Raw genomic sequence first — 13,150 nt, forward strand, 5'->3', positions numbered from 1 at the left:
TTGTCGAAGGAGGGATTAGCGATGAGTGAAACAGATTCACATACAAATACGCGTCAACCAAATAATCGTCAGACGCATGAATCGGCTAAAGATAATCATAGCAGCGATCAAGAACGGCCTAAGCGACGACCGCGGCGGCGACGGAGACGGCCCCAAGGTCAACAGTCGACCGCCACTACTGATGCAAAACAAGGCGCTGCAGATGTAAACGTAAAGAAGGCCCCAACAACTGATCATGCAAAGAAACCGCGGCGACGGCGATCGAATCATCGAAAGCCGGTTGAAGGTGCCAAAAAGACCACGCAGGGTGCCGCAAAAAGCCAGGTTACAGCGCCAACCACCACAGGCTCGGAGTCGGTTGCTTTAAGTCAGGCAACTTTGTCGACAACGCGAAACGAAACATCTGCGCACACCAGTAGTAATGCAGTTGCCAAGTCTGCAAGTCAAATCCGTGATGATTTGGCGTTGGCTTTTGTTGGTCATGATCCCCAACCGCTACAACCAGTGGCACGACAAGCAGTATTTGTCTTTATTCGAAATTTACGTCAAGTTCGGCAACTGAAACGATTTGGCGATATTGACTACGTTTCCAAGAAGATGCACTACGTTGTGATTTACATGGATCAGGCGCAAATCGAAAGTCAGCGACAGGCCTTAAATAAATTAAACTTTGTTAAACGAGTGGTTGTCAGTGAACGGCCGGCGGTGGATCCATTTGTGGGGCAAGGTGTGAATGCCAATTTTGTCACCCATACAAAAGGCGATGGTGGTGCAGACGCATTAGCCACGACTGACAACGGGGAGGTTTAGCAATGCGCGTAGTTGCTGGAGAATTTGGTGGTCGGCCCCTAAATGCCGTTCCAGGTACTTTGACTCGACCAACAACTGACAAAGTTAAAGAAGCAATGTTCAGTATGATCGGACCATATTTTAATGGTGGACGAGGATTAGATCTTTTTGCTGGATCTGGCGGATTGGGGATTGAAGCGGTGTCTCGCGGAATGAGTGAGGCTGTGCTGGTCGATCACCAATACCAAGCGATTAAGACGATCAGAGCGAATGTAGCGATGACTAAAGCGCCAGATCGGTTTCAAATTATTAAGGCGGATGCGGAGGCCATTTTACCTAAGTTGGCAGCTTTGCAGGATCCCTTTGATTTGGTCTTGCTAGATCCGCCCTATGCGAAACAAAAAATTGTGGCCGAATTAAACCGGATGGCGCAGCTAGAGCTATTGACTGACGGGGCTATCGTGGTTGCTGAAACAGACCAACAAGCCGATTTGCCCGATCAATTTGGTGGATTTACCCAAACTCACCACAAAGATTATGGCATTACCGACGTCATGGTTTACCGATATGTTAAAGCCACGGAGGAAGAAGCATAATGACTGAACGAATCGCAGTTTTTCCGGGAAGTTTTGATCCATTAACGAATGGTCATCTAGATATTATTCAACGTGCCAGTCAGATGTTCGATCGCATGATCGTTGCGGTGGCGACGAATACTGGTAAAAAACCGTTATTTTCACAATCAGAAAAAGAAGCGATGATTTCCACTGCCGTAGCGGATTTGAGTAATGTTTCGGTCATGGCAATTGCTGGATTAACGATCGACTTTTTACACCAGCATGACGCGCACTTTATTGTTCGCGGATTACGCAACGAACAGGATTTCAATTTTGAACGTGATATTGCTAATATGAATCACATGATGGCGACTGATATTGAATCAGTCTTTCTATTAGCAAAACCAGAAAACGCACAAATTTCTTCCAGCATTTTGAAGGAAATTGTTCATTTTGATGGGGATGTCTCTCGCTTTGTTCCACCTGTGGTCTGGCAACAGTTACGGATCAAGCTTGGTATGGCACAATAACGAATTCATTGATGAAAGACAGCCATGGCGGTATAAATCGCCTGCCGATGAGGAATAAGAATGAAGAAGAGACGTTGGGGTTGGTGGCTAGGCGGATTAGCTGGGCTAATCATTTTGCTCCTGTTACGCTTTGCGCCATTAAATAGTTATATTGAAACGCCCGGGACTGCAGATAATTTACGTAATTTTGTTACGATGCCAACACGCCCCGATCGTCAAAAAGGTGATTTTATGATTACCTCGGTTTATCTACAACGGGCAACACCTTTGAGTTGGGCATGGTCTCACTTTGACCCCCATGCAAGCGTTGATTCAGCTGCTGACGTAACTGGCGGGCAGAGTGGCGCAACGTATAATAAGGTTCAGCAATTTTATATGCAGAGTGCCATTAACGAGGCGATTGCGACCGCTTATCAAACAGCTCATGCACAATATACGAAGAAATATTTGGGCATCTACGTTTTAAATGTCACCAAGAATTCTCACTTTAACGGGGAAATTAAAGTCGGCGATACAATTACCAAAATTGATGGTGTTCACTATAATTCAGCGGCTGGCTATCAGAAGGCTTTGGCCAAGCGGAAGCTCACTGACCGAGTTAACGTGACCTATGAACATAATGGTAAAACAAAAACCGCTAAGGGGGCGCTCATACGTCTGCCAGATGGTCGTTCAGGGATTGGCATCACCTTGACGGATAATGTCAAAGTTACGACCAAAATCCCAGTTATGGTCAATCCAGGAGAAATTGGAGGTCCATCTGGTGGGCTGATGTTCAGCCTACAAATTTATCAACAGCTGACCAATGAGAATTTACGTCATGGTCAAAAGATTGCTGGAACCGGTACGATTGGTCCAGATGGTTCAGTTGGCGAAATCGGTGGCATCGATAAGAAAATCGTGGCGGCTAATAAAGCTGGTGCCAAGATCTTTTTTGCACCGTATGTCAAACCAACTAAGGAACTTTTAAAATATGAACCGGACCATATGACGAATTATCAATTAGCGAAGAAGACGGCTAAAAAGTACGCACCAAAGATGAAAGTAGTTCCGGTGAGTTCCTTTAAGCAGGCCGTTCAGTATTTACAAACGCATCATTAATCAAGCCAATGTTCAGGAAGCTACCCAATTTTATGGAGGCGGCTTCTTTTTTGTCGGTTAATCAATAAAAATGGTTCAATGAGGAATTTTTGACCGTCCTTTGCGTATGTATAACTAACAGCTTTAGGAAGGGGGAAATAAACCAATGGATTGGAGCGGAGCATTACGCGAAGCATGGCGTGAACATCGCAAGTGGTTACTGAGTGGTCTAGCAGTGTTGTTGATGGTTAGTATTGTCGGCACTTTAGTCGTTACTAGAACGATGGCTAATAGTGGGCAACGTGAAAGCGAGAGTTTGTCGATGTCTAGGAAAGGGGCCACGTCCTCGCCACTGGAAACAGCCGTGTCGTCGTCAATGACGACCAGTAGCTCATTAAATACCAAGACTAGTACTAATGCCTCGAAGTCGATGACGGTGGAAGTTAAAGGCGCAGTTAATCATCCTGGCGTCTATCAGTTCTCGCGCAAACTACACGTTGTTAACGCGATTAATCGGGCTGGGGGTTTAAGACATGATGCGGAAAGTCGTGAATTAAATCAAGCCTTACAACTACGCGATCAAATGGTTATTTATGTGCCGGCACAAGGTGAGCAGATCCCGGCTGAACTGAAGTTACCCGTTAATGGTCAGGCTAGCACAGATAATGTTACTGCTAGTACTATCGAGTCAGGTCAAGAAGGTAGTGAACAAGCAGGTGAGGGCGGAGACACCATTCCTCTGAACAGTGCGACCAAACAACAACTCACCAGCCTCACTGGTGTCGGTGATAAGAAAGCCGAAAAAATCATCGATTATCGAACGGCGCATGGTGGTTTTAAAACACTAGATGAATTAAAACAGGTTCCGGGTTTTGGTGATAAGACTTTGCAGAATTTAAAACCACATTTACGCTTGTCGTAGTTCGAAGGATAGATTAGGCTAAATAGCATAAATTAGTGGAGGTAAATCAGATGACAACCAAACGAGTTCCATGGGATCAATATTTTATGATGCAGGCGGTCCTTTTAGCTAGTCGCAGCACTTGTCAACGGCTGTCCGTTGGCGCCGTCTTGGTCCGTGACAAACGGGTGATTGCTGGTGGATACAATGGATCAGTCTCTGGTGACGATCATTGTACTGATGTCGGAGATTATTTAGTGGATGGACATTGCTTGCGGACAATTCATGCGGAAATGAATGCTGTTTTGCAGTGTGCCAAGTTTGGCATCGCCACAGCAGGTGCCGAAATCTACGTCACAGATTTTCCCTGCTTACAGTGCACGAAAATGTTGTTACAGGCTGGTGTGACCGCGATTCATTTTTTGCGGAATTATCATAATGATCCTTATGCCATGCATCTAGTTGAACTTAAAAATGTCACCGTCACCCAGATTGAAATTCCAGCGGACGGGCTAGCTGAGTTTCACTTGTCCGATTTCTTAAATTCAGCGGCGACCCCCGACCAACAGCAGTGACGAGGACATTACCACTTATATTCGTGGCGCTATTGATTGCCTTAATGAGCGGTGTGATTTTGGCGCAGAGCTGGTGGTGCGGATTAGGCCTCTGCCTATTGATCATTCGTTGCGGCTTTTTAGGGCAACCGGGTCGGTACTTGAGTCAATGTTTAATTATTCTTTTGCTAAGCGGGCTGTGGTTCGGCTGGATTCATGAGCAACGTCAGCAACGCCATTGGTCTAGTGAACGCTCACGAACGATTTTGCTAATCGTTCAGCCGGATCAAGTTCGCGTGGATGGTGATGGGTTAACGGTGGTCGGTCGGGCGACAGATGGGCAGACCATTCGTGCTTTTTGTCAGATTGAGTCGTCTGCTCAGGCACGATTTTTGCAGCAATTACGGGCGCCGATGTCGTGGCAAATTGACGGGGTGAATATAATCACACAAGGTCCTCGCAACCGTAATCAATTTGACCAACGTCCGCTACTGGCCGCTCGGGGCATTGATAATCAACTGCGTGGTCAGCGTTGGCAGGTCGCGACAATTCAACTATCTTGGTGGGAAAAAGTAATGAGTTGGCCCCACGAGATGCGTCAGCGATTTCGACTAGCACTGAGACAGTTGCCACCAACATTAAGTGAATATGCCAGTGATCTCTTGATCGGCGAAACCGCGACTAATTTTTATGACCACCAACGGGGGATTAAACAGTTAGGATTGGTGCACTTATTTAGTATCTCGGGCATGCATGTTGTCTACCTATTAGGATTAGTTCGATTAATTTTCACACTGAGTGGGTTGACCCGTGAAAAAAGCCAACTTTTACTGGCCGCTGGTTTGCCGGTCTATGGGATTATTGCCGGTGGCGCTAGTACATTGGTTCGCGCAATTCTGATTGGTGAGCTGACGCTATTATTGCCATTCGTTCAACACTGGTTTCCCAAGGCAAACTTAACTCGTTTAGATACTTGGTCAGTGTCATTAATTGGTGGTCTAGTTATTCAGCCGTTTGTACTTCAAACACTCGGTGGCCAACTTAGTTATTTGATGGCGTTTACGTTACTTTATGTCCAACATAATCATCCAATTCGGCAGACCGTATTACTTAATTTGACGTGTTTACCGTTATTATTGCATCAACTATTTCAAGTTCATTTACTAAGTACGCCGGTTAACTTACTGTTAGTGCCCATTTTTGGCTGGACGATTTTTCCAATGGTGATTTTAGGAACGATTTTAAGTCCAGTTGCACCTTGGTTTGGACAGGGATGTGACTGGTTGTTAATCAATTTTAGCCAGTTGATTAATTACCTAGGTGAGTTGCCGGGGATGATTATTTTTGGCCGTTTACCAACTGGCTGGCTTTGGGCTTGTCTACTTGTTAGTTTATTATTAGTGGATGCGCAAACTAAATCGCGTCGCCGGCGGTTAGCAATTAAATTGGTTGTTTTATACGCAACTGCATTTCTAATCCTGCATTGCCCGTTTGATGGCGAGGTGTCTTTTTTAGACATTGGCCAAGGAGATAGCATTTTATTGCGCTCGCCTTTTAATCGACATGTTTCATTAATCGATACAGGTGGTCGAGTCGGTTTTTTGAAACCAGCGTGGGCCAAGCGTAAGACAACACTGACTAACGTTGAACAAGTTACTGTTAATTATTTACATAGTCGTGGTATTTCAAAGATTGACGAAGTAAACTGTAGTCACCAAGATGCGGATCATATCGGTGATGTTGGCCGTTTACTTCAATTAATGCCAGTTCGTCGATTAACGATTCCGGCTGGAATGACCACTTCGAGGGGCTTTCAACGTAAAGTTGCACCTTATTTAAAACAGACCCAAGTGGTCGAATTGACCACGCGGTCGCAACTTACAGCATTTCCATTTACAATTTATCATCCATTTAATCCTGGACCTGGGGGTAACGAGGATTCTGTTGTGCTTGGTGCGACACGAAATCAGCAACGATTTTTATTTATGGGCGATTTGGATCGGCACGGCGAGTTGAGTATTTTGCACCAATTTCCTGACATTCAGGTAGATGTGTTAAAGTTAGGACATCATGGCAGCGATACCGCCAGCGATCCCGAGTTTATTCATCGCGTGCGTCCCAAACTGGCGATTATTTCAGCCGGATTGAATAATCGTTATGGTCATCCCAAGGCGAGTACGTTGGCTACGTTGCGCAAGGAGCGGATTACTGGTGTAAATACGGCTGACGTCGGGGAGATTAGTTATAACTATCAATTTTGGGGCGCAAGTCACTGGCAGACCATGTTGCCGTTGCGTGAGCCGAGTGCAGGATCCCCTAAACAAACGACATAATATTTTTGACTTAATTTTTAATTGAGGAGATAGGCATGAACGTGCGGGAGTTACTTCAACAACTTAATGCTGGTCAAGTTGAACCACTTTATTTAATTACTGGTACCGAGGCCTATTTATTAAATCAAATTCAGAGTGCTTTTCTACGATTGATTCCCGACGAGCAGGCGCAAATGAATGTTGGTCGTTACGATATGGATCAAACACCGGTTGCCGTTGCCTTAGATGATGCGATGTCATTACCTTTTTTTGGTGATCATCGGCTGGTCATGATCAATAAACCACTGTTTTTGACTGGTGATCCACATAAGGCTAAAGTCGACCATGATTTGGATGCGTTGCTCAATTATATTAATCATCCTGAGCCAACGACTGTTTTTGTCATATTGGCCCCTTATGAAAAATTAGATGGTCGTAAAAAGCTTGTTAAACAACTAAAAAAGCAAGCGGTTAATGTCTCTGTTGCGCCATTATCTGAAGCGCAGGGGCGTCAACTGGTTACGGAGACAGCGCGTCGTGATGGGTTTACGTTTGCTGCCCAAGCATTAGATCTGCTAGTTCAACGAACGAATGCGGATTTGTCTTTGATGATGGCTAACCTGACAAAATTAGAGTTGTATGGGGTTGCTGACCATGAAATCACGACTGATGCGGTGCTGGGATTGGTGCCACAATCGTTGGCAGACAACGTTTTTGAATTGGTGACAGCCGTGCTGAATCGTCAAGTTGGTCAGGCCGTGAGTCAATATCACGAGTTGCTGTTGAATGGTGAAGAACCACTACGAATAAATGCCGTCTTAGTTAGTCAATTTCGTTTATTACTTCAAGCAAAAGTTCTAAGTGGTCGTGGTTTAAGCCAGGGGGCGATTTCATCGACCCTAAAGGTTCATCCATACCGGGTTAAATTAGCTTTACAAAGTAATCGGCGTTTTTCACAACGTGATCTGAGCCGAGCTTTTCTAGGCTTGATCAATGTCGAGACACAATTGAAACAGACAAGCCAAGACCCAGAACTCTTGTTCAACCTTTTCATGTTAGCTTTTACGAACCAGGCGGCTTGAAGGCTGATTCATTTGCTTATTGCATTGATGGTATTGGTCTTGTATAATGGTGTCTGTTGAAATTTGTTTGATTTGAATCAAACGCCATGGAGGTGAATTTAATGCCAGTTACTAAATCAGCCATTGCACGTGTCAAGACGAACGAAATCGCAAACGCACGTCGCTCTGCTCAATTGAGCGAAGAACGGACTGCAATTCGGCGCTTCGAAAAGGCCGTTACTGCAGGTGCCGACAACGTAGAAGACTTGTACCGTGCTGCTAGCGCAGCAATTGACCGTGCCTTCTCAAAGGGTTTGATCAAAAAGAACAAGGCTTCTCGTGACAAGTCACGTTTATCCGCTCGTTTAGCTAAGTAAATTTTAAGGCCATCGCCATTCGGGGATGGTTTTTTCTTTTTATTGATGACTTTCAGCAGAGGGCTTGCGTTTCAGTGGTCAGACCAGTAAAATAATTGAAGTGCTTAGCACGACCCTTACTTGGTATTTCGCCACCACTTGGCGGGTACTCGGTCTGTGGTGACAAATAAGAAAGGTGGATTTTATCCATGGCAATTACACAAGCAGAAAAGAACCAAATTATTTCAGAATACGCACGTCACGAAGGCGACACGGGTTCTGCTGAGGTTCAAATCGCAGTTTTAACGGCAGACATCAACCAATTGAACGCGCACTTACAAGTGCATACTCATGACTACCATTCACAACGTGGTTTGTTGAAGAAGATTGGTCACCGTCGTAACTTGCTGCGCTACCTGCGTAACACGGATGTTGAACGTTATCGGACGTTAATCCAAAAATTGGGTCTTCGTCGGTAATCGTCTCGTTACCGAAGTGTGTGAGAAACGCCATCCAGAATTTCTGGATGGCGTTTTTTTGCGCTTATGGCTAAGCTTTGAGTCCGAAATTAAAAAGCTGCCCAGCTTAAACAGCAAGATGACCGGAAGCTCTGTTTAATCGACCCTCAGAGGTCATTCAAAACCCTAAGTGGCTAAGGCTAACGCGGTCTTTTGAGTCACCCACGTTGGTTTTTGCCCGCGTTTATGCTAAGCTGGCTGTAGAAAATTTCCCGAACAAAGAAGTACGATCATTTTGTGGAGTTGCTGCTCCTTTAATAGCGTCAACCAGCTTGCGACGTTAAGCTGCCCGCGTACTGAGCCATGCTGCTCACTATTGACGGACCGATAAGAAAATTGACTGACCTGTTCGTCTATTTATTAATTTAATTATTTTTGAGGTGACTAATTTGAGTGATCAGATTCGAATAATTCCGTTTGGCGGGGTTCGTGAAAACGGAAAAAACATGTATGCCCTTGAGGTTAATGAGGACATCTTTATTTTAGATTGTGGGCTAAAGTACCCAGAAAACGAATTGTTGGGCATTGATGTCGTGATTCCTGACTGGGACTATTTGCGGGAACATGCTGATCAAATCGTTGGGGTGTTCTTAACCCACGGTCATGCGGATGCAATCGGTGCATTGCCATATTTTGTCAGTGAATTTGATGTACCTGTATTTGGTTCAAAGCTGACGATTGAATTGGCTAAGATCAATGTTGAAAGCGATCCTAAGGCCAAAAAATTCAACGATTTTCATGTCGTGGATGCCGATACAGAGATTGATTTTGGCGTTGAAACGGTTTCGTTCTTCAAGACGACCCATACCATTCCTGAATCTTTGGGGATTGCAGTGAAAACGCCCCTTGGACAGGTTGTTTACACTGGGGACTTTAAGTTCGATCAAACGGCAGCACCTTTTTATCAGACTGATTTAGCCCGTTTAGGGGAGATCGGTAAGGCCGGCGTGGTCGCATTATTGAGTGATTCGGCCGGGGCTGAGCAGTATGGTTCACCAGCAACTGAGAAGCAAATTGGTGACTTTGTTCAAGATCAGTTTGCCGGGCATGAAGGCCGGATTATTGTTGCCAGTGTTGCCTCCAATATTCTACGAATTCAACAGATTTTCGATGCCGCCGCTGCTACAGATCGCCGAGTTGTTTTAATGGGTCATGATCTGGAAAAAATTGTGCGCACTGCGATGCGGTTGAACAAGCTTGAATTACCAGTTGAAGATTTGCTCGTGACACCTAAGGAAATGAAACAACTATCTCCAGAAGAGACAGTAATCTTGGCTACTGGGCGGATGGGTGAACCCATTAAAGCGTTGCAAAGAATGGCAACCGGTGAGGACCGCTATGTGCGGATTGGCGAAGGTGACTTAGTGCTTATCACCACAACGCCATCGCATGCTATGGAAACTAATGTGGCTAAGACGCGAGATTTGATCTTTCGGACAGGTGCCCATGTGGAGGCCATCGCCGATAGTTTGCGGTCCTCAGGTCATGGTGCTCCCAGTGATTTGCAATTGATGTTGAACTTCATGCATCCGGAGTACTTTATTCCAATTCAAGGCGAATATCGGGTCTTGAATCGGCACGCTCAATTAGCGGAAGAAACAGGGATTCCAGCAGATCACATTTTTATTACCCAGCGGGGTGACTCATTAATTTACAATGGGGATGTGCCAATGCACCTTGCTGAAAGTATTGAAGTCGGCAATACGATGATTGATGGCATTGGCGTCGGTGATATTGGTAATATCGTGTTACGAGATCGGAAGATTTTGTCGGAAGAAGGTATTTTTATTGCGGTGGTGACGATTGATCGCAAAAAGAAGAAGATTATTGCGCAGCCTAAGATCACCTCACGTGGTTTTGTCTATGTGAAAGCGAGCCGGGATCTAATGCATGAAGCCAGTGAGCTTGTCACCAAGGCAGTTCAGAATAACCTAGATAACAAAGAATTTGATTGGGGACATTTGAAGCAAGATGTTCGTGAGCAATTGGGACGCTACCTGTTTGACCAAACAAAGCGACACCCAGTTATCTTGCCAGTGATCATGGAAGTCAATCAACATGCTCACCGACCACGAGGCAAGCGTTCAGATAAGCAAACGACTGAATAGGAGTTTAATTAATTATGTCGGAAGACGCATTGACAAGTCGCCAACGCGAAGTTCTCACCAAGGCCCAAAGTGCCTTTCATGGTGAAGATTACGCGCAGGCGGCTTCTTTGCTAGAAGATTTATACCCTGAAGTTCAAACAAGCAATCTTAATCACTTGTTGGTTGAAGCGTTATACATGCACAAGGAATATTCACGTGCCCGCGCGTATGCGGATGATTTTTTAAATAGTTATTTAACCAATGCGACAGACATTCGGTTCCTGCTAACGTTACTCTTGCGGGTTCATGAATTTGTCTTGGCTCATGAAATTGTGGCCGGTATTAACGATGCAACGCTTCAGCAAACTGGTGCCGATATGATTGCAGGCGCAGAGGCGGAAGCTCGCCAAGCCACCGCTGCAACGATCAAAACAATCAGCAAACAGTTTTATCATATGAGTGATCTGTCTCCAGCGCAGCAACAAGCTCGATTCCAAGCGGCTTTAAAATTACCGTTGCAAGAGTTTGAAACTGGGGCAAAATTTCTCTTACTCGATCCGTATCTGCATCCACTCTTTGTGGCAAGCATTTTAGAAGTCTTACAGCGGGTTAAAGAACCCACTGCCGTGAAGTTTCGTTGGTTAGACGAACAGCAGTATGAAGTCATTCCTGCTCAATTGACGCCACTGCAAGATGAACCGGTCTATCAGCAGACACAAGCCGTGTTGCGGCAACAATTATCAGAGCAAGATCCCGTTGCCGAAACACTGCTGAGTCAAGAACTTCGCTTACAATTAACGCTTACTTATCCATTTATTGATCGAGTTGTCAGTGATCAGGAGGCGTGGGTGCATGCACTAATTGCCACTTTTCGAGGGGATCAGTTGGCGGTCAATTCGGACGTGCAACGGTGGCAAAAACGCCTAGCTACATTAGTCGATCAGTTGACGGCTAATGATGATGAACATTAATTGCTTATTTTGGTTTAGATCGATCACTTGAAAAATTTTCAAGACTTTGTATTTACAAACAATGAGGCAGTATATATAATGTTTAAGGATTCTTGGGCTGAAACGGTGAAAAGTCAGTGTTTTCACTTTGTTCTCAACCGAGGATGTAGTATACTATTTTATAAAGATTCGTCAGGGCGGACCTGACATTCTTCTATCACACACTGGAGGTTTTCATTTTGGCTAAAGAACATTATGAAAGAACTAAGCCCCATGTTAACATTGGTACTATTGGCCACGTTGACCATGGGAAGACAACTTTAACTGCTGCTATTACTAAGGTTTTGGCAGAAAAGGGTTTGGCTAAGGAACAAGATTATGCTTCCATCGATGCTGCCCCTGAAGAACGTGAACGTGGGATTACAATCAACACGGCGCACGTTGAATACGAAACGGAAAAGCGTCACTACGCACATATTGATGCGCCAGGACACGCGGACTACGTTAAGAACATGATCACTGGTGCCGCTCAAATGGATGGTGCGATTTTGGTTGTTGCCGCTACTGACGGCCCAATGCCACAAACGCGTGAACACATCTTGTTGGCTCGCCAAGTTGGTGTTAACTACATTGTTGTCTTCTTAAACAAGACTGATTTAGTTGACGACGACGAACTGGTTGACTTGGTTGAAATGGAAGTTCGTGAATTACTTTCCGAATACGATTTCCCTGGTGACGATGTTCCTGTTATCCGTGGATCAGCTTTGAAGGCTTTGGAAGGCGACCCAGAACAAGAAAAGGTTATCTTACACTTGATGGACGTTGTCGATGAATACATCCCAACTCCAGATCGTGACATGGACAAGCCTTTCTTGATGCCCGTTGAAGATGTCTTCACGATCACTGGTCGTGGGACTGTTGCTTCTGGTCGTATCGACCGTGGGACAATCAAAGTCGGCGATGAAGTTGAAATCGTTGGTTTACGTGACGATGTTTTGAAGACCACAGTTACTGGTCTTGAAATGTTCCGTAAGACCCTTGACTTAGGTGAAGCCGGCGATAACGTTGGTGCTTTACTTCGTGGGATCGACCGTGAACAAGTTGTCCGTGGACAAGTGCTTGCTGCACCTGGTTCAATCCAGACGCACAAGAAGTTCAAGGGTGAAGTCTACATCCTGACAAAAGATGAAGGTGGCCGTCACACGCCATTCTTCTCAAACTACCGTCCTCAATTCTACTTCCACACCACTGATATCACTGGTGTTATCGAATTGCCTGATGGTGTTGAAATGGTTATGCCTGGTGATAACGTGACGTTCACTGTTGAACTGATCGAACCAGCTGCCATTGAAAAAGGTACTAAGTTCACTGTTCGTGAAGGTGGACACACTGTTGGTGCCGGTGTTGTTTCTGAAATTGACGACTAATTTTAGCTCGTTTAATTTTGAAACAAAC

13 protein-coding genes are annotated in these 13,150 nt (G+C 45.1%); all 13 read left to right on the forward strand.

What is annotated here, in order from left to right; translation table 11 throughout:
- The first annotated feature begins 21 nt into the window (after positions 1-21).
- The 13 genes from AC27FN_RS00780 (at position 22) to tuf (ending at position 13,122) form a co-directional block, all read left to right on the forward strand.
- Positions 22-810: a YlbG family protein gene (locus tag AC27FN_RS00780; protein ID WP_487166130.1), complete on the forward strand. Its 789-nt coding sequence runs from the start codon at positions 22-24 to the stop codon at positions 808-810.
- 2 nt (positions 811-812) lie between these two features.
- Positions 813-1,385 (forward strand): 16S rRNA (guanine(966)-N(2))-methyltransferase RsmD, encoded by a 573-nt coding sequence (rsmD, locus tag AC27FN_RS00785; RefSeq protein ID WP_487166131.1) that lies wholly within the window; start codon positions 813-815, stop codon positions 1,383-1,385.
- Complete coding sequence (gene coaD, locus AC27FN_RS00790; protein ID WP_487166132.1) at positions 1,385-1,876, forward strand: pantetheine-phosphate adenylyltransferase; 492 nt, start codon at positions 1,385-1,387, stop codon at positions 1,874-1,876. Before rsmD ends, coaD begins: the two co-directional genes overlap by 1 nt.
- 60 nt (positions 1,877-1,936) lie before the next feature.
- Complete coding sequence (locus AC27FN_RS00795; RefSeq protein ID WP_487166133.1) at positions 1,937-2,977, forward strand: SepM family pheromone-processing serine protease; 1,041 nt, start codon at positions 1,937-1,939, stop codon at positions 2,975-2,977.
- 145 nt (positions 2,978-3,122) lie between these two features.
- Positions 3,123-3,878 carry a ComEA family DNA-binding protein gene (locus AC27FN_RS00800; protein WP_487166134.1) on the forward strand — a complete coding sequence of 252 codons (756 nt, stop codon included), beginning with the start codon at positions 3,123-3,125 and terminating at the stop codon, positions 3,876-3,878.
- A gap of 50 nt (positions 3,879-3,928) precedes the next feature.
- On the forward strand, positions 3,929-4,432 hold the full coding sequence (locus AC27FN_RS00805) for a ComE operon protein 2 (RefSeq protein WP_487166135.1): 504 nt from the start codon (positions 3,929-3,931) through the stop codon (positions 4,430-4,432).
- A 44-nt stretch (positions 4,433-4,476) separates the two neighbouring features.
- A complete protein-coding gene (locus AC27FN_RS00810) occupies positions 4,477-6,744 on the forward strand; it encodes a DNA internalization-related competence protein ComEC/Rec2 (RefSeq protein ID WP_487166136.1) in 2,268 nt (755 codons plus the stop codon).
- Between the two features lie 35 nt (positions 6,745-6,779).
- Positions 6,780-7,805: a DNA polymerase III subunit delta gene (gene holA, locus AC27FN_RS00815; protein ID WP_487166137.1), complete on the forward strand. Its 1,026-nt coding sequence runs from the start codon at positions 6,780-6,782 to the stop codon at positions 7,803-7,805.
- Between the two features lie 101 nt (positions 7,806-7,906).
- Complete coding sequence (gene rpsT / locus AC27FN_RS00820) at positions 7,907-8,161, forward strand: 30S ribosomal protein S20 (protein WP_487166138.1); 255 nt, start codon at positions 7,907-7,909, stop codon at positions 8,159-8,161.
- Positions 8,162-8,349: 188 nt separating this feature from the next.
- Positions 8,350-8,619, forward strand: a complete 270-nt coding sequence (gene rpsO, locus AC27FN_RS00825; protein ID WP_487166139.1) for a 30S ribosomal protein S15 — start codon at positions 8,350-8,352, stop codon at positions 8,617-8,619.
- 428 nt (positions 8,620-9,047) lie between these two features.
- Positions 9,048-10,766: a ribonuclease J gene (locus AC27FN_RS00830; protein WP_487166140.1), complete on the forward strand. Its 1,719-nt coding sequence runs from the start codon at positions 9,048-9,050 to the stop codon at positions 10,764-10,766.
- Between the two features lie 14 nt (positions 10,767-10,780).
- A complete protein-coding gene (locus AC27FN_RS00835; RefSeq protein ID WP_487166141.1) occupies positions 10,781-11,716 on the forward strand; it encodes a hypothetical protein in 936 nt (311 codons plus the stop codon).
- A 215-nt stretch (positions 11,717-11,931) separates the two neighbouring features.
- Complete coding sequence (gene tuf, locus AC27FN_RS00840; RefSeq protein WP_407882578.1) at positions 11,932-13,122, forward strand: elongation factor Tu; 1,191 nt, start codon at positions 11,932-11,934, stop codon at positions 13,120-13,122.
- The last annotated feature ends 28 nt before the right edge of the window (positions 13,123-13,150 follow it).

This window comes from Furfurilactobacillus sp. W61-4 (genome assembly GCF_057545565.1).

What these genes read in the sequence shown, in the direction of transcription:
- AC27FN_RS00805 (WP_487166135.1), top strand. Translation starts at nt 3,929, where the DNA reads ATGACAACCAAACGAGTTCCATGGGATCAATATTTTATGATGCAGGCG.
- AC27FN_RS00835 (WP_487166141.1), top strand. Translation starts at nt 10,781, where the DNA reads ATGTCGGAAGACGCATTGACAAGTCGCCAACGCGAAGTTCTCACCAAG.
- AC27FN_RS00800 (WP_487166134.1), top strand. Translation starts at nt 3,123, where the DNA reads ATGGATTGGAGCGGAGCATTACGCGAAGCATGGCGTGAACATCGCAAG.
- AC27FN_RS00795 (WP_487166133.1), top strand. Translation starts at nt 1,937, where the DNA reads ATGAAGAAGAGACGTTGGGGTTGGTGGCTAGGCGGATTAGCTGGGCTA.
- AC27FN_RS00810 (WP_487166136.1), top strand. Translation starts at nt 4,477, where the DNA reads ATGAGCGGTGTGATTTTGGCGCAGAGCTGGTGGTGCGGATTAGGCCTC.
- holA (WP_487166137.1), top strand. Translation starts at nt 6,780, where the DNA reads ATGAACGTGCGGGAGTTACTTCAACAACTTAATGCTGGTCAAGTTGAA.
- coaD (WP_487166132.1), top strand. Translation starts at nt 1,385, where the DNA reads ATGACTGAACGAATCGCAGTTTTTCCGGGAAGTTTTGATCCATTAACG.
- rpsO (WP_487166139.1), top strand. Translation starts at nt 8,350, where the DNA reads ATGGCAATTACACAAGCAGAAAAGAACCAAATTATTTCAGAATACGCA.
- rpsT (WP_487166138.1), top strand. Translation starts at nt 7,907, where the DNA reads ATGCCAGTTACTAAATCAGCCATTGCACGTGTCAAGACGAACGAAATC.
- AC27FN_RS00780 (WP_487166130.1), top strand. Translation starts at nt 22, where the DNA reads ATGAGTGAAACAGATTCACATACAAATACGCGTCAACCAAATAATCGT.
- rsmD (WP_487166131.1), top strand. Translation starts at nt 813, where the DNA reads ATGCGCGTAGTTGCTGGAGAATTTGGTGGTCGGCCCCTAAATGCCGTT.